25 protein-coding genes, 1 tRNA gene and 1 pseudogene are annotated in these 26,768 nt (G+C 52.2%); 9 read left to right on the top strand and 18 right to left on the bottom strand.

The window, feature by feature from the left end; genetic code table 11:
- Positions 1-8: 8 nt before the first annotated feature.
- Together A3848_RS11655 and A3848_RS11650 are read left to right on the top strand one after the other, a co-directional pair.
- Positions 9-242, top strand: a pseudogene (locus A3848_RS11655) (HIT family protein); the annotation flags it as partial.
- A 158-nt stretch (positions 243-400) separates the two neighbouring features.
- Positions 401-1,246 carry a YihY/virulence factor BrkB family protein gene (locus tag A3848_RS11650; protein WP_074085110.1) on the top strand — a complete coding sequence of 282 codons (846 nt, stop codon included), beginning with the start codon at positions 401-403 and terminating at the stop codon, positions 1,244-1,246.
- Positions 1,247-1,254: 8 nt separating this feature from the next.
- Here A3848_RS11650 and A3848_RS11645 read toward each other — a convergent pair whose 3' ends face one another.
- The 7 genes from A3848_RS11645 to A3848_RS11615 form a co-directional block, all read right to left on the bottom strand.
- On the bottom strand, positions 1,255-2,667 hold the full coding sequence (locus tag A3848_RS11645; protein WP_083612087.1) for an FAD-dependent oxidoreductase: 1,413 nt from the start codon (positions 2,665-2,667) through the stop codon (positions 1,255-1,257).
- Between the two features lie 15 nt (positions 2,668-2,682).
- Complete coding sequence (locus A3848_RS11640) at positions 2,683-4,224, bottom strand: extracellular solute-binding protein (protein ID WP_074085109.1); 1,542 nt, start codon at positions 4,222-4,224, stop codon at positions 2,683-2,685.
- A 37-nt stretch (positions 4,225-4,261) separates the two neighbouring features.
- Positions 4,262-5,137, bottom strand: a complete 876-nt coding sequence (locus A3848_RS11635) for a carbohydrate ABC transporter permease (RefSeq protein WP_074085108.1) — start codon at positions 5,135-5,137, stop codon at positions 4,262-4,264.
- A 22-nt stretch (positions 5,138-5,159) separates the two neighbouring features.
- Positions 5,160-6,020 (bottom strand): ABC transporter permease, encoded by an 861-nt coding sequence (locus tag A3848_RS11630; RefSeq protein ID WP_083607059.1) that lies wholly within the window; start codon positions 6,018-6,020, stop codon positions 5,160-5,162.
- A gap of 215 nt (positions 6,021-6,235) precedes the next feature.
- Positions 6,236-8,089 (bottom strand): cache domain-containing sensor histidine kinase, encoded by a 1,854-nt coding sequence (locus tag A3848_RS11625; RefSeq protein ID WP_074085106.1) that lies wholly within the window; start codon positions 8,087-8,089, stop codon positions 6,236-6,238.
- Between the two features lie 55 nt (positions 8,090-8,144).
- Entirely contained in the window at positions 8,145-9,791 is a 1,647-nt protein-coding gene (locus A3848_RS11620; RefSeq protein ID WP_074085105.1) for a response regulator transcription factor, read from the bottom strand.
- 168 nt (positions 9,792-9,959) lie between these two features.
- Positions 9,960-10,862 carry a GNAT family N-acetyltransferase gene (locus A3848_RS11615; RefSeq protein ID WP_083612083.1) on the bottom strand — a complete coding sequence of 301 codons (903 nt, stop codon included), beginning with the start codon at positions 10,860-10,862 and terminating at the stop codon, positions 9,960-9,962.
- 82 nt (positions 10,863-10,944) lie between these two features.
- Here A3848_RS11615 and A3848_RS11610 point away from each other — a divergent pair, with 82 nt between their 5' ends.
- The gene (locus tag A3848_RS11610; RefSeq protein ID WP_074085103.1) at positions 10,945-11,640 is read left to right on the top strand and encodes a DUF7002 family protein; all 696 of its coding nucleotides are present in this window, start codon (positions 10,945-10,947) and stop codon (positions 11,638-11,640) included.
- A gap of 71 nt (positions 11,641-11,711) precedes the next feature.
- Here the strand turns inward: A3848_RS11610 and A3848_RS11605 are convergent.
- Positions 11,712-11,795, bottom strand: a tRNA-Leu gene (locus A3848_RS11605).
- 178 nt (positions 11,796-11,973) lie between these two features.
- Between A3848_RS11605 and A3848_RS11600 the strand changes: the two genes are divergently transcribed.
- On the top strand, positions 11,974-12,429 hold the full coding sequence (locus tag A3848_RS11600; RefSeq protein WP_074085102.1) for a YhjD family protein: 456 nt from the start codon (positions 11,974-11,976) through the stop codon (positions 12,427-12,429).
- Between the two features lie 59 nt (positions 12,430-12,488).
- Here the strand turns inward: A3848_RS11600 and A3848_RS11595 are convergent, their stop codons facing one another.
- The 3 genes from A3848_RS11595 to A3848_RS11585 all read right to left on the bottom strand — a co-directional run bounded on the left by A3848_RS11595 (position 12,489) and on the right by A3848_RS11585 (position 13,818).
- On the bottom strand, positions 12,489-12,707 hold the full coding sequence (locus tag A3848_RS11595) for a hypothetical protein (RefSeq protein ID WP_074085101.1): 219 nt from the start codon (positions 12,705-12,707) through the stop codon (positions 12,489-12,491).
- A gap of 116 nt (positions 12,708-12,823) precedes the next feature.
- Positions 12,824-13,141, bottom strand: a complete 318-nt coding sequence (locus A3848_RS11590) for a hypothetical protein (RefSeq protein ID WP_039309077.1) — start codon at positions 13,139-13,141, stop codon at positions 12,824-12,826.
- 104 nt (positions 13,142-13,245) lie between these two features.
- Positions 13,246-13,818, bottom strand: a complete 573-nt coding sequence (locus A3848_RS11585) for a xanthine phosphoribosyltransferase (RefSeq protein ID WP_074085100.1) — start codon at positions 13,816-13,818, stop codon at positions 13,246-13,248.
- A 180-nt stretch (positions 13,819-13,998) separates the two neighbouring features.
- Between A3848_RS11585 and A3848_RS11580 the strand changes: the two genes are divergently transcribed.
- Both A3848_RS11580 and A3848_RS32905 read left to right on the top strand, forming a co-directional pair.
- Positions 13,999-15,120, top strand: a complete 1,122-nt coding sequence (locus tag A3848_RS11580; RefSeq protein ID WP_074085099.1) for a YkvI family membrane protein — start codon at positions 13,999-14,001, stop codon at positions 15,118-15,120.
- Between the two features lie 37 nt (positions 15,121-15,157).
- Positions 15,158-15,283 (top strand): hypothetical protein, encoded by a 126-nt coding sequence (locus tag A3848_RS32905; protein WP_256702312.1) that lies wholly within the window; start codon positions 15,158-15,160, stop codon positions 15,281-15,283.
- Between the two features lie 79 nt (positions 15,284-15,362).
- Here A3848_RS32905 and A3848_RS11575 read toward each other — a convergent pair whose 3' ends face one another.
- The 3 genes from A3848_RS11575 to A3848_RS11565 are packed head-to-tail and all read right to left on the bottom strand — an operon-like array spanning position 15,363 to position 21,215.
- Entirely contained in the window at positions 15,363-18,692 is a 3,330-nt protein-coding gene (locus tag A3848_RS11575) for an AAA family ATPase (protein ID WP_074085098.1), read from the bottom strand.
- Positions 18,689-20,074, bottom strand: coding sequence for a metallophosphoesterase family protein (locus tag A3848_RS11570; RefSeq protein ID WP_074085097.1), 1,386 nt, complete (start codon positions 20,072-20,074; stop codon positions 18,689-18,691). The genes A3848_RS11575 and A3848_RS11570 overlap by 4 nt, the downstream gene beginning before the upstream one ends.
- Before the next feature lie 4 nt (positions 20,075-20,078).
- The gene (locus A3848_RS11565) at positions 20,079-21,215 is read right to left on the bottom strand and encodes a glycosyltransferase family 4 protein (RefSeq protein WP_074085096.1); all 1,137 of its coding nucleotides are present in this window, start codon (positions 21,213-21,215) and stop codon (positions 20,079-20,081) included.
- Between the two features lie 186 nt (positions 21,216-21,401).
- Here A3848_RS11565 and A3848_RS11560 point away from each other — a divergent pair, with 186 nt between their 5' ends.
- Complete coding sequence (locus A3848_RS11560) at positions 21,402-22,796, top strand: RsmB/NOP family class I SAM-dependent RNA methyltransferase (protein WP_074085095.1); 1,395 nt, start codon at positions 21,402-21,404, stop codon at positions 22,794-22,796.
- A gap of 138 nt (positions 22,797-22,934) precedes the next feature.
- Here the strand turns inward: A3848_RS11560 and A3848_RS11555 are convergent, their stop codons facing one another.
- The 3 genes from A3848_RS11555 to A3848_RS32895 all read right to left on the bottom strand — a co-directional run bounded on the left by A3848_RS11555 (position 22,935) and on the right by A3848_RS32895 (position 24,960).
- Positions 22,935-23,693 (bottom strand): carbohydrate-binding protein, encoded by a 759-nt coding sequence (locus tag A3848_RS11555; RefSeq protein ID WP_256702333.1) that lies wholly within the window; start codon positions 23,691-23,693, stop codon positions 22,935-22,937.
- Positions 23,694-24,056: 363 nt separating this feature from the next.
- Positions 24,057-24,488 (bottom strand): hypothetical protein, encoded by a 432-nt coding sequence (locus tag A3848_RS32900; protein ID WP_074085092.1) that lies wholly within the window; start codon positions 24,486-24,488, stop codon positions 24,057-24,059.
- A 73-nt stretch (positions 24,489-24,561) separates the two neighbouring features.
- Complete coding sequence (locus tag A3848_RS32895) at positions 24,562-24,960, bottom strand: hypothetical protein (RefSeq protein WP_074085091.1); 399 nt, start codon at positions 24,958-24,960, stop codon at positions 24,562-24,564.
- A gap of 283 nt (positions 24,961-25,243) precedes the next feature.
- On the opposite strand from A3848_RS32895, the gene A3848_RS32890 reads away from it, so the two are divergent.
- Both A3848_RS32890 and A3848_RS11530 read left to right on the top strand, forming a co-directional pair.
- Entirely contained in the window at positions 25,244-25,441 is a 198-nt protein-coding gene (locus A3848_RS32890) for a hypothetical protein (protein ID WP_256702310.1), read from the top strand.
- 6 nt (positions 25,442-25,447) lie between these two features.
- A complete protein-coding gene (locus tag A3848_RS11530; RefSeq protein WP_074085090.1) occupies positions 25,448-26,062 on the top strand; it encodes an RsmF rRNA methyltransferase first C-terminal domain-containing protein in 615 nt (204 codons plus the stop codon).
- A 335-nt stretch (positions 26,063-26,397) separates the two neighbouring features.
- Here A3848_RS11530 and A3848_RS11525 read toward each other — a convergent pair.
- Positions 26,398-26,768: transposase (locus tag A3848_RS11525; RefSeq protein WP_178381978.1), on the bottom strand; the 371-nt coding region annotated here is incomplete at its 5' end.

Genomic DNA, 26,768 nt, shown 5'->3' with positions numbered 1-26,768 from the left:
TCATTTTGAAGCCCTTTTATCCCGTTCATATTGTCGCCGTTCCCAAGAAACATATTTCTTCTTTGCTCACGCTGCAGGAAAGCGACAATGAGACATTGCTTGAGATGATACGAGTGATCCAACAAGTGGCCGCACGTGTGACCGAACAATACGGAGCTTGCAAAGTCACTACCAATCTGGGAAAGTATCAGGATTCCAAACATCTGCACTGGCATATTTGTTTTGGCGAACCCCTGCGATAGATCCCGAGTCTGGCACTTTACTTTCATCTGCCCGGCCTAGAATAGCGGTTTTTATTTCCTCCGAACGCGCTTTCCCGCTCCACCCACTGATTCCAACCTGGGAAGTTGAGTTAAATATATGCGATAAGCATATTATAGGATAAGCAGAGGAGGGACTTATGAAGAAGACTGCCGCCAGACGAGCCATTTCCTTTTCCAAAGAGCTGTATCAAAAGATTAAACTTGATGATGTTCAAGGGATCAGCGCACAGCTTACTTACTACTTAATCCTGTCTTTATTCCCTTTTCTGATCTTCATTATGACGCTGATTGGTTATGCCCATATTTCGGTGGAGGATAAGATCCGTGATCTGGAGCAGATCATGCCTGCCGAGGCGATCTCGATTATCCAGGAAATTCTGAAGGATGTTGCGGAGGGCCGTAGCCAGGCCTTGCTGTCCTTCGGGATGCTGGCAACCTTATGGGCCGCCTCCAAAGGAATCAATGCGATCATCAAAGGCCTCAACCGTGCCTACGATATTGAGGAGAGCAGGGTTTTCTGGAAAATACGCGGTATTGCCTTTTTGGCCACTCTCTTCATCGGATTAGTGGTGCTGCTCAGTATTTTACTGCTGGTGCTTGGCTCCTGGCTGAAAACACAGGTCTTCCTGCTGGTCGATCTGCCTTATGGCTTCCAGAAAATTTGGGACTTGCTGCAATATGCTGTTCCGCTGTTCATCATGTTCATCGTCTTCACTCTGCTGTACTGGATTGCCCCCAGCCGCAGGCTAAGACTGAAAGAGGTTATGCCCGGCGCGATGTTTGCAACCCTCGGCTGGATCATAACCTCTACCCTGTTCTCCATCTATGTCAATCAGTTCAGTAGTTTCACTGAGACCTACGGCAGCCTCGGCGGGGTCACGGTGCTGCTGATCTGGCTGTACATCAGCTCCATCATCATCCTGGCCGGCGGTGAGATCAACGCCATCCTTAGGAACCGGACGCTCAAGCGATCCATCAAGTGAATGTAAGCTTAATGGTAAAGGTTCCCTCCGCTGCTTTCCCCACCCTTGGTCGTTGCAGCGGCTGATGCCTCTGCCTCGGCTTCCGTAAGCGGCAGATATGCGCCTTCCTCCCGCAGCCGTCTGCGAAGGGATATCGTATCTACCGCATGGACATCAGGCAGGGGCTGTATGGCAGCCATGGCAGCGGCAATCCCGGCGGCCTCACCCATTGCCAGACAGACAGGCATAACTCTGACGCTGCCCTGCACTTCACGTACACAGGAAATGGAGCGCCCGGCAACCAGCACATTTTTGAGCGAACGGGGGGTCAGGCAACGGTAGGGAATCCCATGGGATTCTCCCGGACCATAGCGCTTAATCACTTCCTGCTTGCCTCCAGCCTGCTTCTCCTCCTTCTCTGTTCCATGAATATCAATGAAATAGCTGTTACGGCAAATTTCATCGGCGAAGCTGCGGCGGCTGACGTAATCATCCACACTGAGCACATAATCTCCAGTAATTCTCCGTGTCTCCCGCACGCCCATCAATGATCCCGTATTGGCTACGAACGAGTTCCCGAAGGAGGCAGGCTGATATTCAGCAAGAGCATCCCTGTAGGCCGCGGCCAGCTTGCGTCCCTGTATCAGCGCCTCCGATATGGATAGAACATCCGTATTATCCACTTCCCACAAATGTCCTGCATTGAAGCCAACCGTTCGGGGAGCAATAATATTGTTGCAGATATGCGCATCCGGGATCAGGGGATAGCGGCCGGAACCGAGAATATCATATATCGGACTGGTCTTGTTGTTGTTATGGAGCATCGGGCCATGGAGGTACGCATACTCATCCACATTGCCCAGCGTGAAACAGTGTGTGGCCGGCATCAGCTCACCGGTATCCGCATCTCCTTTCAGATATTCCGCTCCCGCCCAAGCGGCAACATCCGCATCACCCGTACAGTCAATATACACCTTGGCCTTCAGGGCTTGAAGCCCGCTTTTACTGGCTGTAATCAGTGCTGTCACATTACCATCCTCATCTGTATCTACCGCACCCAGCTGTGTCATGAACTGAACCTTGGCCCCCGCTCCTTGGACCAGCTCATCATAGACCACCTTCAGCTTCTCAGGCTCAATGGGCACCCAGTCCATAGCGTCCTTGCTTACATGCGGCATCTTCGCCTTCAGAGTTTCAAATACCTTCATCGCCAGCCCTCTGTAGATCATCGACTCCATGTCAGAGAAGGGACACCACGCCGGCACCAGTCCCGAGGTTCCCATTCCGCCAAGGCTGCTTGTGGCTTCAATCAGCAGCGTTTTTGCCCCTTCCCGAGCTGCCGCGGCCGCCGCAGTACACCCGGACGGACCTCCGCCCACTACAATAACATCCCAGGAATCCTGAAGCGGAATTTCGTTTTTCCGCATTCTGTAGCTGTTCATGCGTTTCCCTCCCGACTATTTCTTCACTGACGCATACCACTCATTGACTTCCTTGGCGCTGGCTTCACCACCGGCGGCATTGTATTTCTCAACGAATGCGGCCACTGCATCGGTAGATTCCTCGCCAACAATCACTTTTACAGCAAAATCATTGATCATCTGATTCAGCGAAGCGTTGTTCTTGGAATACTCCGGTAAAGATGGAGCCAATGCCAGCGGATCAGAGATTCGGAATTCCGCCGGAATTTCCTTGTTCAGGAAGGTGAAGCCTGCGAACAAACGCGGGTCTTTCTGCACACGGGCCTGCCAGTAGACGGGATACAGCTTCTCATCAATTCCGGTCACATAGTTGCTCGCCAGTCCGCGCTCATCGGTAAACAGGGGCAAAATCGGACTGTACACACCGTCTTTGTAAGTGAAATGCTTGCCTTCCTCGCCAATGGCGATCAGCTTGAAGGTCTCTTTGTCCAGCTTGGCATTGATCCACTTGATCGCGTCCTCCGGGTGCTTCGAGGACTTTGGAATAAAGGTCAGCCGGTCAAAGCCGCCGCTCATCCCTATACCCGCCTGCCCATCCTTACCCTTCAAGGCTGGAACATAAGCATATTTGGCATCCGGAAAGTTCTTGGTCAGGGCATCTGCAATGCCCGGGATATCATACCAGGCAAGCGGAATCACACCGACCCGGCCGCTCGTGAACTTTTCCTTTAGTGTAGCATCTTTATTCACTGCAAATTCTTTGTCCAGCAGCCCCTGCTTATACAGGTCAGCCATATAGCTCAGATATTCCTTGAACCCCGGATGCACCGGTGCCGCAACCAGCTTCCCGTCCACAATATTCCAGCTAGTGGCAATGCCGAAAGCGCCGGTCACATTAACCATCGTGGCCATTGCGCCGTCTATGGAGAGCGGTGCGCCTTTATCGCCGTTACCGCCCGGATCTTTTTCCTTAAAGGCTTTCAGGACTGAGGTTAATTCATCCAGGGTTGCGGGCATCTTAAGGCCAAGCTTATCCAGCCAATCTGTGCGGATCATCAGACTACTACCTGCAAACTCGGAGGCCCGGTTCGGAATGGCGTAGATCTTGCCGTCTACCTTCATCGCCTCGAAGGATTCGGGAGAGATAGAGGCTTTGATATTCCCGCCATATTTGTCAATCAGCGGGGTCAGATCCACAAGTGCACCCATTTTGGCATAATCGGTATAGACCGCTTTCTCTCCATTGATGGTAATGACATCGTAAGGCTCCGCGGAGGAGATCAGCAGATTCAGCTTATCCATGGCCTTGTCGGCCGGCAGCATCTCATATTTGACCTTATAGCCGGTTTTCTCCTCCACCACTTTGGCCAGTGTGTATGTGTTGTAATCATCCTTCGACCATAAATTAAGCGTCTTCAGCTCCGGTTTGGAGCCGCTTTCCGTTTGCGTGCCAGCCGTTTGCTCCGCTGAACTTCCCGCTGCCCCCTCCTTGTTCGTATTGCCAGATGAACCACAGCCGGCTATCGATGCCACAAGCCCTGCAGACAGCATAAGTGTCAGCCATTTTCTATTTATCATATGAAATAAACCTCCCCTTAAGTTCTGAAATCTTAGGTCAGCCCTTAACCGAGCCAATCAGCACCCCTTTGATAAAATACTTCTGCATAAACGGATATACGAGCAGTATCGGCACTGTAGACGCGACGACTGTAGCTGCGCGGATGCCTTCGGGGGACATATTCATGAGATCGTCTACACTTTTATTCGTCAGATTTGCACTGTTTGCATCCATCACCACATCCTGCAGATACAATTGCAGTGTCTTCAGTGCGGTTTCATTGATGTAAATCATCGGGCCAAAATAATCATTCCAATAGCCCACAGCATAGAACAGCGCAATCGTGGCGATCACCGGCATACTAAGCGGGAGGATGATCCGGAATAAAATAGTGTAAGTCTTCGCTCCGTCGATCCGTGCAGATTCCTCCAGTGCTTCAGGGAGGCTTTCGTAATAGCTTTTGATCACCAGCATGTTGAACACGCTAATCATTCCCGGGAGAATCAGCACCCATAGATTATTGATCAGATGCAGCTGGCGCATCAGCAGATAATTGGGAATCAGCCCGCCGCTGAACAGCATCGTGAAGATGAACAGCACCATAATGAAGGAAATGCCGGGCAGATTGCGTTTAGATAGCGGATAGGCTGTAAGTGCCGTCATGAGAATGGAGAGTAGCGTCCCGATAGCGGTAACACCGACGGAGATACAGAAGGCCCGAATGAACAGGGATGAGGAAATGACCTGTATCAGCGTATCGAGTTGGAACCCTACAGGCAGAATGCCGACTTTGCCGGAGGTGATCGCCCACTCTTCGCTGACCGATTTGGAGAAGACACTTGCCAGGGGCATCAGCATCATTAGTCCGAGAGCAATCAGGAAAAGATACACACCGGTATCCAGTAAAAGATCCCCTTTCGTCCGTTTTGTCATGGTTGTCCTGCTCCTTTCCTCCTCACCAGATCCCGCGCTTCAGCAGCTTGCGGCTGAGATAATTGCCGGAGACAATGAGAATAAAACCTACGACTGAGTTGAATAATCCGACTGCCGTACTGAAGCTGTAGTCCATTTTGCCAAGACCGATCCGGTATACAAAAGTTCCGATGACATCAGCCGTCTCGTAGACCACCGGATTGTACATCGTGAGAATCTGTTCGGTCCCGGCATCCAGCACGGAGCCCAGGCGGAGAATGAACATCAGCACTACAGTAGGCAGAATCCCCGGGAGCGAGATATGCAGCATTCTGCGGATGCGGCCCGCCCCGTCGATGGAAGCGGCTTCATATTGTTCCTGATCAATCCCGGCGATAGCAGCAATGAAGACGATGGCATTCCAGCCTACCTCCTTCCACCCGGCAGTGAAGACCACCAGACTGCGGAAATACTGGTTACTGACAAAAAAACTGACCGGCTCTCCGCCGAACCACTGAATAATATTGTTGACGAGCCCCCCGGAAGTAGAGAGTATCGTTACGAACAATCCGGATATAATGACCCAAGACAGAAAGTGTGGAAGATAGATAATCGTCTGAATGGTTCGTTTGAAAAACATCAGCCGGACCTCGTTCAGCACCAGCGCTATGATAATCGGAACGGGGAACAGCAGCACGATCTTATATACGCTGATCAGCAGCGTGTTCATGAATACCTGTCCGAACTCCTCGGACTGGACCAGCTTGTGGAACTGCTCCAGCCCCACCCATTCACTACCTCTGATGCCGTCAAAAATATTAAAGTCCTGAAAGGCGATCAGCACGCCATACAAAGGCGTATATTTGAAGAGCAGCAGAAACAAAAGTCCGGGGATCAGCAGCATATAATAGTCCCTGTTCCTCCAGGCTAGTCTCCACTTGCCGGCAGCCCTGCTTCTGGCTGCGGCTGCTCTGCTCTTCGGGTTCAACTCCGTGGCACCTGCGCCCAACTTCAATCACCTCCGTATGTTTGTGAGTTGATTATACTGAGGAACGTGGCACGGCTAGTAGAGGGTAATCTGATTATTTCTGGTCTCTGGCGACTGTAAATGCGGATGGGTTATTCCGCCAGGGTCGCTTTCACGGTAACTCTTACGGCAGTGCCCTTTCCGGGCTGCGTATCAATGGACAGACCGTAACGGTTCCCGGCAAAATAACGGATTCTTTCATTTACATTGTATAATCCGAACGAACCGTCCAATCCATCCGCATGCTGCCCGGCGGCAGGTTCGAGCAGCAGCCGGTTAGCCTGCTCCGGTTCCATACCGATTCCATCATCCGCAACTGTCAGCACAACATCACCATTCTCCAGACGCGCCGAGATCTCAATCGTTCCCTGCTTGTTTTTCGTCTTGCGGATACCATGCAGCAACGCATTCTCTACCAGCGGCTGCAATGTCAGCTTGGGAATGATATATGCCGAGAGCCCAGGCTCCGCCTGAATGGAGAACGTGAATGTAGACGGAAAACGGTTCTGCTGAATCTCCAGGAATACCCGCGCCAGCTCTAATTCATCGGCAATGCTGACATTATCGCGGCCCTTGTTCAGACTTAACCGGAAATATTGTGCCAGCGCCTCGATCATTTCACTGGTGTCCTCCGCATCATGGGAGATGGCCGACCAGTTGATCATATCCAGGGCATTATAGAGAAAATGCGGATTGATCTGTGCCTGCAGCGTCCTCAGCTGGGCTTCCCGTTCCTGTATCTTCGCCTGATAAGACTCTTCCATCAGGGTATTGACCTTATGAATCAGGTGGTCAACACTGCGTTCCAGCAGCCGGAAATCCCCGTCCGGCATCGACCGGCGATCCTCCAGCCACCCGATGCCTTCTTTGCGGATCATCCGAAGGATCATCTGCACCCGGCGCTGCATGCCTTGGATCATGAACATTAGGAGCACAAATACCAGAACAAGAAACATTACCGTAATTCCTGCCAGGGTAGCAATACTGGTGAACTGGCCCTGCGCCGTGGCGCGGTGCGAGATCTCCGATTCAGATACCTGTGCCACCAGCTTCCAGCCTGTTGTCCCAATAGTGGTGTATACTACATTCACGTGATCACGGCCAATGATTCTTTTTACAATGCCTTCTTCCGTATGGCTGATCTCGTTAAGCAGTTCTTCAGGAAGGTGGTTCACAGTCTGTCCCGAACCTGCCTCTGCCTTTGTATTAGGAACCGCACCTTGATCCGGTCCATCTGTTCCATAGATCAGCTTCCCTCCTCCGTCAAGGAGGAACGGTGCATATTTGTCCGAGAAATGAAGCTCTGACACAATCTCCTGAACCATAGTTTCGGATATATCCATCACCAGAATGCCAACAATTTCCTCGTAGTCCTGCGGGTTACGCAGCAGACGGGCGGCAGAGAAAATATTTTTTTCTCCATAATCGTTATAAATTTCAGGATAAACCCCCGTCCAGACGATCCCACCGCCAGCTTCCTTTACAGCTTCATACCAGGGGTATTGATCCATATCCGTTAAGGGATACAGATTAATCCGGTCACCGCCATATATCCGGGAAGCATCGGCAAAAAAACGCAGACGGAAGATATCCTGATTCTCCTGGGCGGTTTCGGCCAAGTTCCGCAGCTCCTTGATCTGCCCCAGCTGGTCGGTAATGTTGTCTTTTTGCAGCAAATTGTCGTACAGAATCTGGTTCATGAAGACGGAATTGCTGCTGTCGCGGATATGGTTCAGCTTATAGGACAGATTCATGCCCGCCTGCTTCAGAGTGAGCTGCATCGTGCGGGTTACTTCCTTCTCCAGAATGTCATTGGAACGCTGATAAAAGGAGCCCAGCATAATTGAAACCGGCAGCAGGATGAGCAGTACATAGGCAAACAGCCATTTTCTTGCAGCAAGTATCCCCTGACCCAAACCGGTCAGATAGGCCCAGGCTTTTTTCATCGTACAGCCCTCCCGGTCTTCCTGGATCGTACCCGTAAGACTTCAGACGCCTTACTCATTTATGCAGCTCTCTGAATGCGCTTGGTGTACTTCCGGTTATTTTCTTGAACAGCTTGCTGAAGTGGCTGGGATCGGTATAGCCCACCGCATAACAGACCTCATATAATTTATTCTGCGGATTTCTGAGCATGTGTTTGGCCTGCTCAATGCGCACCTTGGTCAGATATTCAAATAGGGTTTCTCCGGTTTCCTGCTTGAACAACAGCCGGACGTAGGTAGGGCTGAGATATACACCTTCGGCGATGTCGGATGCGCTCAAATTCTCCGCATATCTCTGCCCGATCAGCAGGCGTACCCGTTCAATAACCTCACTGGACTTTCCACTGCGTTTCAAAAGAGAGTACTCACATACCTCCTGCAGATATTCAGCGGTATAATGCAGCAAATCCCGCATCGTTTCCTGGCGCATGACCTGTTTCCAGGCTTCCATTTCCTTCTGCTCCCACTCTTCTGTCATACCGTTCAGTTCAAGCATGACCTGCCCGGACTGTAAGATCAGGTGCAGACTTACGTTCTGTGCATAACGTGAGCCATGCCGCCGGTTCTGCTCCAGCCTTGCAAAAATCTGCTCCAGCTCGTTCAACGTTCGCTCCCAGTCCCCGGATCTCAATGCCGAGAGCACCCGTTCACCCCACTCTGCTTCGTACCGGTACTGCAGATAATCTCCAGACTCCAGCTTATCCATTGTCAGGATACGATTTTTGCCCAGATACCATTTCTGGTCAGCTGCACCTCTCGCCTGCTTATAGGACGACGGCAGCTCCGACAGACTGTTCACCCCTTCACCTACTCCGATGGTTACACTGAGCTTCAGCCATTGCCGCAGATTGCCGCGGATGGATTCCGCCAGTAACAGCAGCTCCTGCTCTGGAGATTGAACCTCCTCAGCTTCTTCTGTAGCTCCATCCTCCAGCTGCGGGGTCAGCAGAATACCCACATATTCTCCAGGCTGCTTCTCAAAGGTAACGCCCCGCATCTGCTTGTCGATTAACTCCTGTATAATATTCAGCACAGTATAAGACAGCAGCTGCTTGTCCTGTTCACTCCGGCTATCCAGCACCTGTGGCACATCATCAATCATAATAACCACAACCATGTAATCGCTTGCAGATAATAGCGGCAAATCCAGGAACTCCAGCTTCTCCCGGATATGTGCCGGATGGATGCTGTCACTGATGACGGACAGGAGAAACCTCTCGCGCAGCAGCGGCAGGCTCTGGGCCAGCTTCACCTGCATCTCCTTCACCCGGCTTCGTTCCCGGTCCTCCGCATCAAGCGACTCTGTAACCTTGCTCAGGACAGAGACCAGCTCTTTGCGGCGGATAGGCTTCAGAAGGTAATCTACCGCATGGATCTGAAGAGCAGACCGCAAATAATCGGCATCGTTATGCCCGCTGATGAACACAATTTTGGCAAAAGGCAGCACCTCACGCACTTCCGCCGCCATCCGGATTCCGTCCATCGCTGGCATCTGCACATCCGTCAGCACGATATCCGGCTTCAGCTCCTTGATCAGCTCGAGTCCCGTATCCCCATCATCCGCTGTTCCAATCAACTCGATCCCCTGCTCTGTCCAGTTCACATAGTTCCGCAGTCCGTTCAGCACCGCCGGCTCATCATCCACTATGATTAGTGTTTTCATGGGCATGTTCCTTTCTGAACCCGTTAGTTATCCTGTCGTCTTCTACACACAAAGTGGTTCTCCTTCCTCAAAGGTAAATGTTGAAACGAAGAATTTTATAGGTTCAGCTTATAAAAAAGGAAAAGAAAAAAGAAAACGCCCGGTTTCCCAGGCGCTTCATCTTTTCTGCTATTTAGCTGTCAAATCGTAGGCGAAGCAAGCCGCAGCCTCCACCTGCTTGAAGCCCTCTCCAATATACAGGGCCTTGGCACGTTCATTTTCCGCGTTTACACACAGCACTGTTTGCGTATAGGCCTGTTCCTTGGCGAACCGCAATGCCGCTCTCAGCAGAATTCTCCCCAGCCCTTTACCTTGATACTCCGGAAGTATAGCCAGTGGTCCAATGTTCATGATCGGAGATCCTTCATATTCATCGTCTGCTCCACGGACAACGCCGACCGCTTGACCATTATGGCGAAGAATCATGAGACCGCCTTCAATGTAGTCCTTGCGGGAAATCATATTCGTCACCATTTCCGGAGTGGCCGGTGTTTCGCTCCCTTTCAGTTTGGCAAAGCCGGCATTTCTCACCCCGCACCAGTCAGGCTCATCGGTTCCAGGCCGAAAAGGCTTAATTTCGTATCCGGTGGGCAAGCTGAGGTCAGGAACAAATGCTTCATTACGGACAAGCAAATAGGAATAGCGCTCCACAGCAAAGCCGGCAGCAAGCATATTGTGCGTCTCTCTTGCATTCACCGTTGGTACAAATATATCCAGCTTATCCAAACCTGCCGTATGCCGTAGTATGGCTTGCAGCAGCTCCCGGTAAATGTCAGGTTCAGCGGTATCCGCCTGAAAAATCCGAAAACGGCCTTTTCGTCCTCTGCGGTTATAGTCATTCAAAATCAGCGAAGCGGCCGCAACCAGTGCACCCTGCTCATTTATCGCCACATAGGTGGGATTCTCTTCCGACAGTTCAAACTCAGCAAGCTGCTCTTCATATAAAAAGGAATCGTCAATATCCGGCCGGTGCTTCCGGCAAAAATCCAAAAACTCGTCTCTCCTATGCTCACTTAACGCTTCAATCTTCATTTGCTTATCATCCTTCCAGCCTGTTATACTGCTGTTCTAAAAGTATCAGAAGTTCAATCAACCGAAAAGGGTAAAAACAACTATGAACCATTGTATCATTGCTGCCATTACCAAAAGTCCGCTGAGAGCCTCCCTGTATCATTTTACCAGAGCAAGCAACCTGCAGGGTATGGCTGCCTTGGATGGGATCTTCGCATCGGCCTTGCTGTACCCCGAATATGCCAACGGCATACGCCGGAATGAAGCCCGGAAGGCAGTCTATAACGGCCAGCATGCAGTGCTGAACTCCCATCTTCGAATCACCCCCGAGGCTATGGAAGCAGGAACAACGGCTGAACAGTTCCGCGCCTGTCTGGACAGCCATGTCTTCCTGTGGCCAACTGAACGCGACTGTATGTCCATGGCAGCTATGTACTCTCGCAGAGAACCAGGAGAGACCTTTGCCATTCTGAAATTTGATGCCCTTAAGCTCTTAACGGATCACTTCGATCATATCCGGTTGTCCAAATATGACTCCGGGAGCTCTCCCCGATACCCGCACCGGATGTCCTACCGCAAGAGCTGTGAGATGCTGCTGCCCATCGGACAGTTCATGACAGAGAATAGGCCGTCGATTCCGGCAAAGCCCTCCGAGATCAAAGAGGTGCTTGTTGAGTATTCGCTCACTCCGTTAAGCCGCTATCTTCAGACAATCTACTGTTCCGGTCAGGAGCTGGTGCCAGCAGCTTGGAGGGCCATCCATGAACCGCTGGTTTTGCCTTCGACTCCGCATTCCTAAATAATGTGAGAGCATTCGAGCATAAAAAACAAGCATCCCTTCAAAAGAAGGGATGCTTGTGTAAACCGTAGTGCGGTCAAGAGGACTCGAACCTCCACGATATTGCTATCACTGGCACCTGAAGCCAGCGCGTCTGCCAATTCCGCCATGACCGCATATTCAATGACTTAATTTCGCAGTCACAAGATAGATCATACCATTCGAAGATGTCTGAGTCAATATTTTTATGCAATTATTTTTAATACATTAATTTCTGTATAAATATTGCTTTTATTTGCGAATACGGGGTATAATGAGAACAAAGGTTCGCATACTATAAATGAGGTGATTTATATGGCGACTACCAAGAGAAATCCACTAACTACACCAACAATCCCCGAAGATATAACCAAAGACGAAAAGTCCCTTGTCAGAAGCTATTTGCTGCTTACGTTCATTCATAAAGTATTTGAACGCGATTGCCGGGTCATCGGCAAGAGCGGGTTATTCAAGACACCACAGCTCTACATGGAGCTGGTATCCGGTGCAACGAAGAAGACCTCACTGATGCTCCAGGAGGTCACTCGTGAGCTTACCTCGCATCATCTGAAGATCACAACCATCCGTCAAGATCAACGGGGTGTAGAGGCCCAATATTCCTGCCGGGGATACACCGGCGAGATGAATATCCCTTGGCCCGGATTCCGTAATGAAATGATGCTGCGGATGCGTGCTTACCTCGGCCTGACACCCGAGCTAACCGTTCTCCCCCGGGAAGAAGCTGTGGAGCAGATGGCTTTATCCATTTAAGATCTACACCGCCAATAGCAACAGCCCCGTCCATAACCGGACGGGGCTGTTGCTGCGTCTTATATATTCTCCGGCTCTTGTCTGGGTTCGGCAAAGGGCTGGTACACATAGTTGCGGTCAAGCTTCACTATCCGCTTATTGGGACGGCGTATCATCACCTGAGACTCGTCCCAGGCAAGAACAATACCCTTTACATCATTGCTCTCCAGTGCATCGCGTACAACACGGATCTTCTCACCGGAAATCCGGTAGGCATCCAGCTGTTCGTCACTAATCATGAAGTTCAAGTCTCCTTTCAACACATTGCTAGCCTTATCCACCCGTGAAAAAGACCCCAATGAGTAGTCATTCGGGTCTAGTTACTTGCAGTTCTAACCTTATATCTTATGAAGTTCTATATCAGCGCTTCATTCTTCTCAAACCAGAAGTCAAGAACTTTAGCGGACATCACACGTTGTTCCAGATATTCCACTTGATGATCAGTGAATTTCTGTCTCCAATTGAAGGACAATTCTTCACACAAGCTTGTGATCGTCAAAAGTTCAGACCAAGCGACGTAACGTTTGTACCAGAAAAACTGAGGATGTTCAATCATATAGGGATACAGGTCGTCGAATTCCGTATGTTTGCAATCCAGCGCACGCTCGAAATGATCCTTGGCCTCGGTTAGTTTATCAATAAAAAATTGCTCTGTCACCGGTTCTTTCCCCATTGTGACGCCTCCTCTCTCATGTCTAATTTTTATTATAAAGGAAAACTTATAGAGTGAAAAGCAGTTGTTAAAAAAATAGGCTATGTTCCTCTAATTGTCATCCTTTATTCGTCAAAGACAATCGTTCCTTCACTAAGAGACATAATCCGGACAAGCGACTCCAGACGGATACCCTGTTCTCTAATGGTTCTGGCTCCGGCCTGGAAGCTTTTCTCCACAACTACACCGAGTCCGACCAGTTCTGCGCCGGAGCGCTGAATGATTTTGATGAGACCGCGTGCGGCGTCGCCATTTGCGATAATATCGTCAATGAACAGCACCTTGTCATCCGCAGAGATAAATTGACGGGAGAGCATGATGTCTGTAACAATGCCTTTGGTGAATGAAGGCACTCTCTCGCACAGCGCATCCGGATCAGCTAACAGTGTTTTTTTGCGGCGGGCAAACACCAGTGGTACCTTCATTTCGTAAGCGGTGGCAAATGCCACGGCAATACCCGAGGATTCCACGGTAACCACCCGTGTAACTCCAGCATCAGCAAATCTCCCGGCAAACTCCCGTCCCATTTCCATCGTCAGCATAGGATCAACCTGGTGGTTGAGCAGCGCATCCAGCTTCAGCACCTGATCGGAAAGGACGACCCCTTCCTGCAAAATCCGTTGTTTCAATAATTCCATGATTTTGAACCTCCATTACCCTTTATAATTCCAGACGTCCACCGTAATAACCTTATTTAAGCATTAGGCGGAAGTCATGTCCTTCTGCTCATCATCATAACCTGTACTATATGGACTGCACAAGGCTATCCTTTGGCACAGCCATTTTTTATCTTTGCAGTACAATGAAGGAGGGGAGCCATGAAATCCCATGTCCGTACTCTGCAAATCGCTTTCACCTATATTGGCACCATTGTAGGTGCCGGATTCGCCACCGGCCAGGAGATCCTTCGGTTCTTTACAAGATATGGGCACTGGGCCGTGCTGACCATCCTGCTCTCCACGGCCTTGTTCATCTGGCTCGGCACCAAAATGATGATTATCGGCCAGCGCATCGGAGCAGACTCTTATGAAGATTTCAACCGCCATCTCTTCGGTGAGCGTGTCGGCAAAAGCATCAGCCTGTTCACGATGATCATCCTGATCGGTGTCAACAGCATTATGCTGGCCGGGGCAGGAGCTATTTTTCAGGAGCATCTCGGAATGCCCTATCAGGCAGGCCTCCTGCTGACAATTCTCGGGTCCTATCTGCTGCTGAAGCGCGGGATTTCAGGCATCCTGCAAATCAATAGTCTGGTTGTGCCGTTAATGCTTACTCTGTCGCTAATTATAATTTTTAATACGCTGAACGTCCCTGGTGCAGATCGGTTCTTGTTTCTACCGACGGATCACAGCCCCTTTAGCGCCTGGATGTCGCCGCTTCTCTACACTGCCTTTAATCTGGGCATGGCACAAGCCGTACTGGTACCTCTGGCCCGGCATACGAATGATGAGAGAGCACTGCGGAGAGGCGGGATTCTCGGGGGGGTAGGCATCGGCTTCATGCTACTTGCTGCACATTTTGCCATGAGCTCACAGATGCCGGGCATTCTTCAGTTCGAGATTCCGATGGGCAGCATCGCGGTCCGCCTTGGTCCAGTGGTGCAGGGGATCTATCTGATGCTAATATTCATGGAGATCTTCAGTACCTTTGTGGCTGATATTTATGGCGTCGGTACACAGCTTGAGCAGCGTCTGCCCATCGCCCCCGCCCTGGTGACCCCGATCCTCATGCTAATCTGCTATGTGTTCAGCCAGTTTGGTTTCAGCTCGCTGCTTTCTATTTTCTATCCCATCTTCGGCGCCGTCTCGCTGGTGTGGGTCGTAATGTTGCTCCGCGCTCCGATGTCACCGCCTCCACAAAAAGGTGATCCCCCTGCCACTAACGTCAAAGGGATCACGATTGTTGCGGTAAAACCAGTGATCCGGATTACACGGAAATAGCTGCTGCCTGTGGATAACGGCAGGTGGTACATTGGGAATGAGCGGTAATATTGTAATGCTGAACCTTTGGATCAATGAACCGGACGGGCCGCCCAATACGGCAGGTAATGCGGATTGGGGATGCCCGCGGGTGGAGCTCATTCAAAGGTATTTTTACTTTTGATTGCTCCGAGCGTCGCCACCGCAAGACCCTCACAGGCATATTTTCGCTTGCCTGACGGTAAAATCCGCATTGCTGTGCTCTAGACCGAAATTACCGAGGCGGCGGGAATGATCCGGGATGCCGCTTCAGTCACATGTCTATGACAGGTCATCATGATGATCTGCCGGGTTGCTGACAGTTCTCCAAGCAGGCTAAGCGCCGCATGCAGCCGGCGTTCATCGAAATTAACAAACAAGTCATCGAACAGCAGTGGAAGATTTGCCTGATGTGTCATCGTCTCCGCAAGAGCAAGCCGGATGGCCAGATACAGCTGCTCCGCCGTACCACGGCTAAGCAAGCCGCTGTCCAGCAGTCCAAGGTTCTTATGCTCCGCCTTTAGCTCTTTGTTGCCGAGCGTCATTACTACCCGATGGTACTCCCCTTCGGTAAGTTTGGCAAAATATTCAGAGGCCAGCCGCAGCACCTGCGGCTGCTTTTCCTGTTCATAGATACGGCGCGTTCTCCCCATCAACTCGGCAGTAAGTGCAGTCACCGCATATTGGCCTGCTATTCCTCTCAGCGCCGCCCGTTGTTCTTCCAGCTGCTGGGGGACTGAATCCTCCATCCCCCGCTCCTTCAAGTATTCCCGCTCTTGCAGGAGCTTCCCGCGATGCTGAAGCAAGGCATTACGATCTTCCTCAATGCGTACCGCAGCCTCTTCCGCAGCATTCCTTTCCTGTTCCAGAGTGTACGAATCGTAATGCTCCAGGAGGGCCAACAGCTCAGCCTTGGATCGATTCTCCCAGCCTCCGAACATGGCCAGCTCCCATTGACGGATCAATTTCGTCAGCTCGATGCGCCGCTGTACAGCAGATGACCGCCGCAGAAAATCCTCTGCGTCCGAAGCACCGCCCTCGCCCAGGAGCCCGCCGGAGCGCCGTGACAAATCCTCCAGGCCCCTGGTGCTCAGCGCCAGCTCTTCCTGCAGCTCGAGCAGCCGTGCATTCATCCCTTCCCGGCGAAGGACTTCCTTCTGCAGCAGATCCCAATCCCGCTTTCTCAGTTCCAGCCAGCTGAGGAGGGATAATCCGCCTGCTTCAAACGGTTGTGATAGCGAAAGAGCAGGAATGTCGCGAGCTGCACTATCCATGTCTGAATGCGTAAATTCAGCCGATACAGGCGTAAGGGCCATATGTGGCCGGTTCGAGCCAGCCCAATCCACTCCAGCCCCTTTCGTCAGCATAGCTCCGGCCTCAGTCATCAGCGCCAGCACGTCCTGCTCAAAGGCCGAGCACTCCGATTCCAATGTCCTGAAGCGCATTGAAAGTTTGTGCTCCTGACGCAGCAGCTCATTGCCCTGATCCACCATCGCAAAGATATCCGGCAGTCCTTCGGGCGACAGCACTTCAGGCAGCTTGCGTTCTTGCAGCCACTCTTCATAACGTCCGGCCAGCTTGGTGAAATCAGCCTCGGCCTGTTCCAATTCGGCAGCAAGTGCACGCTCCTGACCCGACAGCGAATCCACCTCTATCCGGCAGGCCTCCCGTTCGGAAGCCAACCGTTCGATACGCTGCCGCCAGGTGTTCCAGGCCTCCATGAGTCTGCGAAGCTCCTTCATTCCAGCCTCCAGCCCGCTTGCATCAGGGCTGGCGCTTTCCGCCGGCCGCCGTCCCGGCCGGCCAAGCCCGCTCTCCGGCTCCGCGCCGGAGAGCAACAGCCCGCGCAGCCGCCGCATCTCGGCTGCAGCGGCACTGCCCGCCCCGCCGCCATGCTCCGGCGGGGCAACGTCCGCCCTGCGCTCCGCGCGCAGGGCAGCCCACAGGGCCAGGTCCGCTGCGGCCAGCAGGCCGAGCGCGGCCCAGGCACTGACCGGCGGGGCGCCGGTCAGCCACAGCGCTGGCGGCAGCAGCAGCGTAAGCGCTGTGCCCGCCAGCAGAAAGCGCCGGTAGCGCTGCGCCCGGCGCCCGTCTGCGCCGCTGCCTGCGGTGCCGCGGCCGCGCAGCGGCTCCCCGCCGAGCTGCGCTTCGCGCCAGCGCTCGGCAGCCAGCTGCAGCTCGTCCCAGAGCTGCAGCAGTTCACGCGGGCTGCGCGCAGCAAGGCCCGCAAAATCGGCGGCACCGGCGGCGTGCTCGCGCGCCAGGGCCCGTTCTGCCGCCTGCAGCGAAGCAGCGGCAGCGGCCAGGCGGGAGCGCAGCGTCTGCCGCTCCGCTTCCCGGGCTTCCATGCGGCGGTCATACGCGCTGAACCCCGCCGCGAAGCGCCGTGCGGCCTCACGATCCGCCGCCGTTCCAGAGAATCCGGCCAGTTCGGCTGTGCCCCAGCCTGCACCGATCCCGCGCAGAACCCGTTCCAGATGGTCCTCCAGTGCTTCCATTTCAGCTGCAAGACGTTCCGCTTCTGCTTTCTTGTCCTCATAACTGCTGCGCCGGCGGTCCAGCGCTTCAAGACGCGGACCCTGCGACTGAAGAAGTGCATCTGGAAGATTCTTCGTCAGTTCTGCGGCAAGCTCGCTGTACTGCCGCTGAAGACGGAATACCGTAGCTTCAGCACCGCGCAATTCCAGTTGCAGCGACTGCCAGCGGGAAGCGCCATTCTCCGGAAAAGAAAGGATAACCGGAAGCTCCGCAAGCTCGAGCCGGGCTTCGCTCCACTTCAGCCACAGCTCACGAATCTCCTGGGCTTTGCGTGTCAGGGTCAGTCTGCCCGCTGCCGACCGGCGGTGCTCTTCCAGCTGCGCCAGTTGCAGCTCCGCGGCTTCCAGCGCCGCTGTGTTCTGATTATAGCGCGACAGATAGGAACGGCTTTCAGCCGCTTCCCTCTCCAGCTTCTCAATCGACTGCAGGATTTTGGCTGCCTCCTGCACCTTGCCTCGCGGCTTGTACAGCTTATCGGCATCCTGCTGCAGGCGCCGCTCAGCCCGCATTATTTCTCCGCCGCCTCCCATCCCGGCATGGAAGAGATAGCTGCTCATTTCCTCAGATTGCAATGCACCTAGCTCCTGCAGCTCATCTAGTGAGACAGCAAACAGCTGACGGAACATGCTCCGGGAGATGCCCCCGAGAAGTCGCCGCTCCATTTCTGCCTGGCTCCGTTCTTCGGTTGTTCCGTCCAGGTGGCTGACGGTGATGTGCAGCTTTTCACTTCTGCCTTGTACCTCTCCACCTGCCATATACCGGCGGATCCTCCAAAGTGAGCCTTCCCCGTCACGTGCAGCCAGTATTCCGCCATGCTGTCCCCCTTGAGCAGGCTCATAACGTTCAAGTAGATTGGCTCTCCCCGGAATGCCGAAGAGCATGGCACGGATGAACTGCAGGGTAGTACTTTTACCAGCTTCATTGCGCCCGTAGAGCAAGCTTATACCGCTATCCAGCTTCAACTCCCGGTTATGCAGACGGCCGTAACCGCCAATCTGCAGCTCCTCAATCCTCATCCGGCATTCCCCCGATCTCCCTGATAAGTGCTCTCCGCTCCAGCCCCTTCTTCCCGAATCTCGATTTCGCTGAGAATCCCAGCTTCTGCATGATCATCCATTCCGGCAAGAAGGGTAATTCCGAGCTCCGCCGCACTTCTCAGCCAGCCCAGCTTCTCTTCTCGAGAGGCAGAAGCGAGCATCCGGCGCATTTCCCGGTTCTCCATTAGCGGCTTAAGCGCACAGTCCATCAGTTCATCCAGCATGCTTGAGGACTGTTCGCTCTGCCTTGCCAGCCGCAGCATTTCGCCAAGGAAGCTGTCCTCCTGAGCCAGACGCTCCCGGTCGATAGCAAGGCCTGTTTCCAGCGCGAACCCTTCCGTCCACACCAGACCAGCGTACTCATTGCGTTCTGCACGCACAACCTCCCGCCGCTGCAGCTCAGCAAGCAGATCCTCCGCAGCGCCTTTCTCCGCCAGCACTCTGTGTACAGCACCTCTTCCTGTCAGCCGGAAGCGCACCACTGACATCCGTTCCGGAAGCTCATCCCTGATCTCCTCAACTATCTTTTCCACGGCCTCAGCCCACTGCGCTTCATCTGCCAGTCCTTCAATGGAGAGCTCACGGACATGCCAGCGGACAGCATCCAATTCGTGAAACTGGAGGGATGCCTGACCCTCCTGATTCACATCTACGACATAACATCCTTTAGGTCCAGTCTCTTTGACACTGCGTCCCTGGATATTTCCGGGATATACGATCGGCGGCTGCTCATGCAGAATACTGCGTTTATGTATATGTCCCAGTGCCCAATAATCGTAACCCCGGCCAATCAAATCTTTACGGCTGCAGGGAGAATAGGTCTCATGCTGTAAATCTCCATCAACATTTCCGTGCAAAAGAGCGATGTGGAACAACTCGCTTCCCGGCAGGCGTTGAAACTGCAGGGACGTATTCTCCGTCACTTTGGCCGTAGGGTACGATATTCCACTGACTACAGCCACCTCTTGGCCGTCACTGCGTCTTAAGGCTATCGCTTGTCCCGGTTCCCCGCTGCCAAATACGGTCACATGAGCCGGAGGCTCCGACGAGAGACGCGGCCCATCGAGCGGATCATGATTGCCATGAATCAGGAATACAGCGATACCGTGTCTGCCCAGCTCCTGAAGCGCCTCCTGAAAGCGCAGCTGGCCCTGCAGTGAAGCGTCTGAGATATCGTAGACATCTCCGCTGATGACCACAAAATCAACTTTTTTCTGAACGGCTACGCCAACAAGCCGCCCGAGGGCGGCGAAGGTGGACTCCCTTAAGTAGGAGCGGATCGTCTGCGGAAGCTGTGCCAGACCGGCAAAACGGCTGTCCAGATGCAGGTCTGCAGCATGCAGGAAACGAAAAGGAATCATAACCTCACCCTTTCAATCCCGGCTGATACTGCAGATACGTTTTTTTGAGCTCATTGGCTACACGTGTCAAGGAATACAAGCTTTTGGCTTTATCCCAGGCCGAACGCGACAGCTCGTAACGATAGCCGGGATCGGTGATCACCTTTTCCAGCGCATCTGCCAGGGCCAGCTCATCATCGGGATCAACCAGCAGTCCGTTTACCCCGTCTTCAATCTGTTCCGGAATTCCGCCTACATTGGTACCTACCAGTGCCAGACAGCTAAGTGCTGCCTCTGCAAACACCGAGCCGAATGCTTCTGCCCGTGACGGCAGTACAAAAATATCAAAAAACGGCATGAATTCTTCGGGGTGCAGGGTATATCCGTAAAAAATAGTTTCATTATATATACCGAGATTCTGTGCCAGCAGCTCTAGTTCTGCGCGGCAAGGGCCGTCTCCGATAATATGCAGCACATATTCATGATTGCGTTTTTTCAGCTCAGCACAAGCCTTGAATAACGTGTCGATTCCTTTGGCCGGTACAAGACGGGTTACGGTCACCAACTGCGGAATGTCGTTGTCATGCGGCACCGGCTTGAATCTTTTCTCATCAAAACCGTTCGGAATGACTCCGATGCCGTCCGGCCGGTCAATATAGGGAGCCAAGTAGTCAGCAAATGAGCGTGACACAGTCATCAACCGTTCGCTGACATGCTCCAGCTCACGGTAAATCGAGACGAGAAATTGATGCTCCAAGCCACCTTCAATAATCGCTCCATTCAAGATCAGCTCGCGTTCGTAGCTGGAATGCAAAGTTTGAATAAGCGGAACCTCAGGATAAATCTTTTTCATTGCCAACCCTGCAATCGGATGATGGGCATGAATCAGGTCGTACTTTTTGGTCATACGCAGCTTGGTCCACCATAAATAATCCCTGTAGGTTTGAATATATTTTTGCACAACCGGGCTTTCGCCATAGAGAGTCCAGTCAAAAGTTTCAAAACTAATATCTTCGCGGCCTTTGCCCCGGATACGCTTAGGCAGCCAGAACAAATCCATTTCCCATCGGCTGGAACGAAACCGTTCCTGTAAATAAGGGATCATGGAAGATACACCACCGGGTTGCTCCGGAGGGAAGAATAGCGCTTGCAGCAAGTTCATAAGGCACATCCCCTTTACAATTGCCCTGTATACGGTGAGACCCGGCAATTATGATATAGTTATATATGTAGATTTACAGGTACGCTTAAGGTCCCATACCTTGATTTTATCGGTATCCACCTGAAACAGCAACTAAGAAGAACCCGAAACTATTCTTATATTTTTTAACAAGAGGAGAAATGATGTATGAATGAAGAACGGCTGCCCGCTGCTTTTACTGCCGGCATTAGAGAGATGCTGGGACAGGAAGCGGACGCTTTTCTGGAGAGCTACACTGCGCGGCGGACCCAGGGTCTGCGGTTTAACACGCTAAAAAGCACCTCAGGCACAGGCCACGTAGCTGCGGAGCTCGCACGGATCCAATTTGGCCTGACCCCCGTACCCTGGTGCGCTTCGGGATATTATTACGAGGAGCCGTCCCGGCCGGGCCGGCATGCTTATCATGCCGCCGGATTATATTATATTCAAGAGCCCTCCGCAATGTCCGCAGCCGAGCTGCTGGCACCTCGGCCCGGTGAAATTGTACTTGACCTAGCCGCTGCGCCAGGAGGAAAGACCACCCATATCGCTGCTCTCATGAAGGGACAAGGCCTGCTCATCTCCAATGAGATTCACCCGGAGCGGGCCAAAATACTTGCAGAAAATGTGGAACGCCTCGGCATTCCCCACGCTGTTGTAACTAGCGCTACCCCGGGAGAACTCTCCCGCCGATTCCCGGAGGCTTTTGACCGGATTATGCTGGATGCCCCCTGCTCAGGAGAAGGCATGTTCCGTAAAGATCCTGCCGCGATCGGCGAATGGTCCCCGGAGCATGTAGAGATGTGCGCAGCCAGACAATGGGATATCCTGCAGGATGCCTACATTATGCTGAAGCCGGGGGGGAGTCTGGCTTACTCTACCTGCACCTTCAACCACAAGGAGAATGAGGATACCATATCACGGTTTCTGGATCACTATCCTGATATGGAACTCATCGAAATGAAACGTCTTTGGCCTCATCTGGAAAAAGGCGAAGGCCATTTCGTCGCCTTGCTCCGTAAGGCAGCCTCCGAAGAAGCTGCGCCAATCCGTAATAAACGCGGTAGTGGCCGAAGCAACACCGGACCCAAGCTGCCTTCCTCCGTCCGCGATGCCTATCAGCAGTTTATGAACTGGGCGGCTGGCGAGCTGCCGGGGTTTACCGGGCAGGGTGTACCTCTGCTCTTCGGAGAATCACTGTATCTGCTCCCGGAAGCGTTCAATACCAGCTTGCATACAGGTCTCTTGGACGGCCTGAAGGTGCCGCGTGCAGGACTGCACATTGCGCATCTGAAAAAAAACCGCATTGAACCGGCACATGCCCTGGCCATGGCTCTTCAGCCCCTACAGGCAGCACGCAGCTACGATCTGGCAGCCGATAGTCTGGATCTTCAGGCCTGGCTGCGCGGCGAAAGTCTTCCTGTTCCTCCTGAGCTGCACGGATGGACGTTGGTAACCGTGGACGGATTGCCTGTTAGTTGGGGCAAAGCCAGCTCCGGGCAGTTGAAGAACCATCTACCCAAGGGGCTGCGTATACTAAAATCCCAGAACGACGAGCAATAGTCAGCTGACCCATTCACCGTACCTTACTTCGCATAAGCAGTTACTAATCGTATGAAAAAAGCCGCCACATAGAAAAGGATCTCAGAGCGGAATATTAGGCCGCCTGAGATCCTGCTATTAAATGTATATTAATATGAATTAGTATACCTCGTAATTATGACCATAGTTATTATCCCAATACGTTTGTCCGCCAGTTGTATACGAAATCGAATATTTAATATTTGTAGCACCCGGAACATTGAAACTGTAGCTCCAGTTTTCAACACTATTGAAATTATTCAAGGAGCCAGAATAAGTGGCAAAGCCCTCACGAGTCGTTGCCCAATTGTCCGTTGTGTACAGTATTTTTACTGTTTTCGTCGGATTCAGGTTTTTCACATAAATATTTCCGGTAAATTCACCATTACTCAGAGTACTATTAGCGTTAAGCACGTTTGGTGCTCCCAAAATTACAGATCTCAGGGGAACTGTATGATTCACTTCATTGTAATAGTTCGCTCCCTCGTTGTTATCCCAATAGGTCTGGTTATTCACTTCGTATTTAATCGCAAATTTGATGAAGCTCAGATTCTTTAACTCTAAATGATCTGTTGAAGCATCCGTTCTGGAAATAGCAAAATGCCATTTCTCACGATTTACATCCCCCGGCCCTGCATAAGATGCAGTCGTATCATACCAATTTGTGTTATCTGTCGTGTAATGGACACTCACATTCTTCACGGGTCCCAGATTAGCAACTTCAATATTGCCGCTGAACCCGACATATCCAGGCTTATACATAACGCCTACTTCCGAGTCAATAAGCTTGACCTCATTACCGCTGGCAAATGCCGATCCGGCAAAAGATACACCAAAAATCAGAGTAAGCATCATCAATCCAGCAAAAAGTTTTTTCATTGCTTTCACAGTTCTCTCTCCTCGAATTTTAAATTTTTACACCTGAGTCTGAGCCGACAAGGAAGACATACATTTGTATGCGTTATTGTTCTTTCATCCCTCCTTTAACGATTTCTGAAAATAAATTGTAAATTACGGAATTACATTCATTTCCTTTTAATACAATAACTTTTATTGAGGTTGCTGTAAATAGTAAATAAGTAACATATTTTATATATAAAGTAATGATGCATTTTGTCATAAAAAGTCTAAATAACAGGAATGAAGCATAAAAAAATCCCTTGAAGGACAATTGACATTCTCCTCAAGGGATTTTATGTAAAAGCAATATAAATGGGCCCACATAAAGCTTAATCTTGTAGATTATTCAAAGAAAACGTTATTGACCACATCGGCAGTGGCCGGTTCCCGGCTGCCTGACAGCTGCTTGCTCTCGCCGTCCTTGAGGTTCGCTTCCTGCAACAGTGCCGGATCCATCTCATCCGCTTCGACCGACTCCATTTCGATGTCGTCTGCGGTGAGCTTCTCGTCCGCTTGAGGCTGACCGGTGTCCTGCGTATGCTCCGCCGCTCCTGCCCCCATAGGCTTGGAGATGTCTACTCCCAGCAGATACTCCCACATCTTGCCTTCCAAGTGGCTGAGCGAACGCTTTGCCGCCTTGCCGAGCGCCCCAATCCGGGCCAGTACATCCAAAAACGTAGCAATGAGCAGGTTGCCCAGGGTTGAGATTAACTGGGTATAGAAGTTCTGCACCGCTGCCAGCGCCTGATCCACCTTCGCGGCCAGGAAGTCCATGACCTATGTGACTTTGGTTTTGAGCTTCTGCGCCAACTGGTTGACCGCCTTAACGGCCTTGTTGACGACTCCGTCAATTTTGCTGCATATTTTGGCAGACCAGCCTTTTGAGCAGCGTGCCCAGCCCCTTGATGAGGGTGGTGATCAGCTTGTGGCCCAGTTCAATAATGCCCAGCACGGCTTGTTTGGCTTTTTCAAAAATAAACTTCACTGCTTTGCCGAGACCCTCAAAAATGAAGTTGGCGGCCTTTTTGACGACCTCGACCACGGCTTCGAGCTTGTCCTTCACCCAGCCGAGGAAGCCGCCTTTCTTTTCTTCCTTTGCCTTTTCCTCTGCATGCTTCCAGTCCGCATCCTTCTTGGCTTTGCTATACGCCTGGGTGGCTTCCCGCTCCGCTTCGGACTGCTTTTTCTGTGCTTCGCGTTCTTTTACGGTCCGGACGCTACTGATCTCGCCCTTTTTCTGCTGCACAGCCGCTCCTGCCTGTCCGGCATAGTCGGCTTCGGCTGCATCCAGCTCGTTTTTCCATTCGCCGAGCAGGTTACATGCTAATGCCTGGCGGCTGAGCCGCAGCAGAACGGATTTCGCCCATAATGGCTTCTGGATTACCCTCCGACCCGGAAGATCCGATGTTCATTCGCTCCAGGTTCCCTGTAGCTGCGGTCCCGCCGGCGCTCTTATACCCCTCCGGCGCGGTGTTTAAGTTGCGCTGGCTTCTTCCGGGCTTGAAAGACTTTGCCCTTCAGCCCTGTCGGTGCCGGAATTGCCGGAAGCCCCTGACGGGATCGGCGAATGGTCCCCGGAGCATGTAGAAATGTGCGCGGCCAGACAATGGGATATCCTGCAGGATGCCTACATTATGCTGAAGCCGGGAGGCAGTCTGGCTTACTCCACCTGCACTTTCAACCGTAAGGAGAATGAGGATACGATATCACGGTTTCTAGACAGCTAACCTGATATGGAACTCATCGAAACGAAACGTCTTTGGCCTCATCTGGAAAAAGGCGAAGGCCATTTCGTCGCCTTGCTCCGTAAGGCGTCCTCCGGAGAAGCTGCGCCAATCCGCAATAAACGCGGTAGTGGCCGAAGCAAAACCGGACCCAAGCTGCCTTCCTCCGTCCGCGATGCCTATCAGCAGTTTATGAACTGGGCGGCTGACGAGCTTCCGGGGTTTACCGGACAGGGTATACCTCTGCTCTTCGGAGAATCGCTATATCTGCTCCCGGAAGCGTTCAACACCAGCTTGCATACAGGTCTCTTGGATGGCCTGAAGGTGCCGCGTGCAGGACTGCACATTGCGCATCTAAAAAAAAAAAACCGCATTGAACCGGCACATGCCCTGGCCATGGCTCTTCAGCCCCAACAGGCGACACGCAGCTACGATCTGGCAGCCGACAGTCTGGATCTTCAGGCCTGGCTGCGCATCGAAGGTCTTCCTGTTCCTCCTGAACTGCACGGATGGACGTTGGTAACTGTGGATGGATTGCCTGTTAGTTGGGGCAAAGCCAGCTCCGGGCAGTTGAAGAACCATTTACCCAAGGGGCTTCGTATACTAAAATCCCAGAACGACTAGCATTAGTCGGCTGAATAGCGATAGGGACCTCCCTGCGCATGTGCTGTTCATTATCCCGATAATGCCACACCTACAAGCGCGGCAGCGGGTACCAGACATGATCCAGGGGAGAATCAGGAATGGGTGCAGTTCCATATTCACTTTGACCAGCACAGCGCGATTTTGGTGCTCTTCAGCTTGCTTGTCATCAATTCCCGCTCGTTGTTTGTCTAATTCCTGTAGTCTGCTACACGTATAAAAACGAAGGGGCTGTCCCATAAGTGGATTTTCTATGACTTAGACAGCTTTCTTCATTCTTAAGACCTCAAAAAGTGAGCAAAGCAGCGATTCTCCCGTTATTGGAGGATCGCTGATCTGTGTTTTTGGTCATTGGCAGCTTGCTTCAGCAGATTATGAGCAAGTGAAAGCCACCCGACTTCAAGCGTCACTTTTCCCATGCCGCGAAGCAGAAACCTCCGGAAGCCCCGGTTGTTCTTCAGTTGTCCAAACACGCTTTCTGGTTCTGTCATTCGGCGGACGGCCAAGGCATAACCTTCTTCACTCCGTAGAATCTCCCGAGCCTGACTCTGGTACCGCAATCGTTCCAAACTGACGACCACTTCTCGATTTCCTTCGGCTTTCGTACATTGTTCCTTCAGTGGGCAGCCCTCGCAGCTCTGGCTACGGTAATGACGTTTTCGAATTTCATATCCACTCCCCAGCGTTT

This window comes from Paenibacillus sp. P32E, from assembly GCF_001909085.1.
Classification (GTDB): Bacteria; Bacillota; Bacilli; order Paenibacillales; family Paenibacillaceae; genus Paenibacillus_AQ; species Paenibacillus_AQ helianthi.
Note: the sequence above shows the minus strand (reverse complement) of the source record. Positions and strands in the feature narration are given on the sequence as shown.

What these genes read in the sequence shown, in the direction of transcription:
- A3848_RS11570 (WP_074085097.1), bottom strand. Translation starts at nt 20,074, where the DNA reads ATGATTCCTTTTCGTTTCCTGCATGCTGCAGACCTGCATCTGGACAGC.
- A3848_RS11610 (WP_074085103.1), top strand. Translation starts at nt 10,945, where the DNA reads ATGAACCATTGTATCATTGCTGCCATTACCAAAAGTCCGCTGAGAGCC.
- A3848_RS11620 (WP_074085105.1), bottom strand. Translation starts at nt 9,791, where the DNA reads ATGAAAACACTAATCATAGTGGATGATGAGCCGGCGGTGCTGAACGGA.
- A3848_RS11560 (WP_074085095.1), top strand. Translation starts at nt 21,402, where the DNA reads ATGAATGAAGAACGGCTGCCCGCTGCTTTTACTGCCGGCATTAGAGAG.
- A3848_RS11600 (WP_074085102.1), top strand. Translation starts at nt 11,974, where the DNA reads ATGGCGACTACCAAGAGAAATCCACTAACTACACCAACAATCCCCGAA.
- A3848_RS11575 (WP_074085098.1), bottom strand. Translation starts at nt 18,692, where the DNA reads ATGAGGATTGAGGAGCTGCAGATTGGCGGTTACGGCCGTCTGCATAAC.
- A3848_RS11595 (WP_074085101.1), bottom strand. Translation starts at nt 12,707, where the DNA reads ATGATTAGTGACGAACAGCTGGATGCCTACCGGATTTCCGGTGAGAAG.
- A3848_RS11645 (WP_083612087.1), bottom strand. Translation starts at nt 2,667, where the DNA reads ATGAACAGCTACAGAATGCGGAAAAACGAAATTCCGCTTCAGGATTCC.
- A3848_RS11625 (WP_074085106.1), bottom strand. Translation starts at nt 8,089, where the DNA reads ATGAAAAAAGCCTGGGCCTATCTGACCGGTTTGGGTCAGGGGATACTT.
- A3848_RS11640 (WP_074085109.1), bottom strand. Translation starts at nt 4,224, where the DNA reads ATGATAAATAGAAAATGGCTGACACTTATGCTGTCTGCAGGGCTTGTG.
- A3848_RS11590 (WP_039309077.1), bottom strand. Translation starts at nt 13,141, where the DNA reads ATGGGGAAAGAACCGGTGACAGAGCAATTTTTTATTGATAAACTAACC.
- A3848_RS11555 (WP_256702333.1), bottom strand. Translation starts at nt 23,693, where the DNA reads ATGAAAAAACTTTTTGCTGGATTGATGATGCTTACTCTGATTTTTGGT.
- A3848_RS32905 (WP_256702312.1), top strand. Translation starts at nt 15,158, where the DNA reads ATGAGCGGTAATATTGTAATGCTGAACCTTTGGATCAATGAACCGGAC.
- A3848_RS11650 (WP_074085110.1), top strand. Translation starts at nt 401, where the DNA reads ATGAAGAAGACTGCCGCCAGACGAGCCATTTCCTTTTCCAAAGAGCTG.
- A3848_RS32900 (WP_074085092.1), bottom strand. Translation starts at nt 24,488, where the DNA reads ATGGACTTCCTGGCCGCGAAGGTGGATCAGGCGCTGGCAGCGGTGCAG.
- A3848_RS11585 (WP_074085100.1), bottom strand. Translation starts at nt 13,818, where the DNA reads ATGGAATTATTGAAACAACGGATTTTGCAGGAAGGGGTCGTCCTTTCC.
- A3848_RS11580 (WP_074085099.1), top strand. Translation starts at nt 13,999, where the DNA reads ATGAAATCCCATGTCCGTACTCTGCAAATCGCTTTCACCTATATTGGC.
- A3848_RS11565 (WP_074085096.1), bottom strand. Translation starts at nt 21,215, where the DNA reads ATGAACTTGCTGCAAGCGCTATTCTTCCCTCCGGAGCAACCCGGTGGT.
- A3848_RS11635 (WP_074085108.1), bottom strand. Translation starts at nt 5,137, where the DNA reads ATGACAAAACGGACGAAAGGGGATCTTTTACTGGATACCGGTGTGTAT.
- A3848_RS11630 (WP_083607059.1), bottom strand. Translation starts at nt 6,020, where the DNA reads ATGCTGCTGATCCCCGGACTTTTGTTTCTGCTGCTCTTCAAATATACG.
- A3848_RS11615 (WP_083612083.1), bottom strand. Translation starts at nt 10,862, where the DNA reads ATGAAGATTGAAGCGTTAAGTGAGCATAGGAGAGACGAGTTTTTGGAT.
- A3848_RS11530 (WP_074085090.1), top strand. Translation starts at nt 25,448, where the DNA reads ATGGAACTCATCGAAACGAAACGTCTTTGGCCTCATCTGGAAAAAGGC.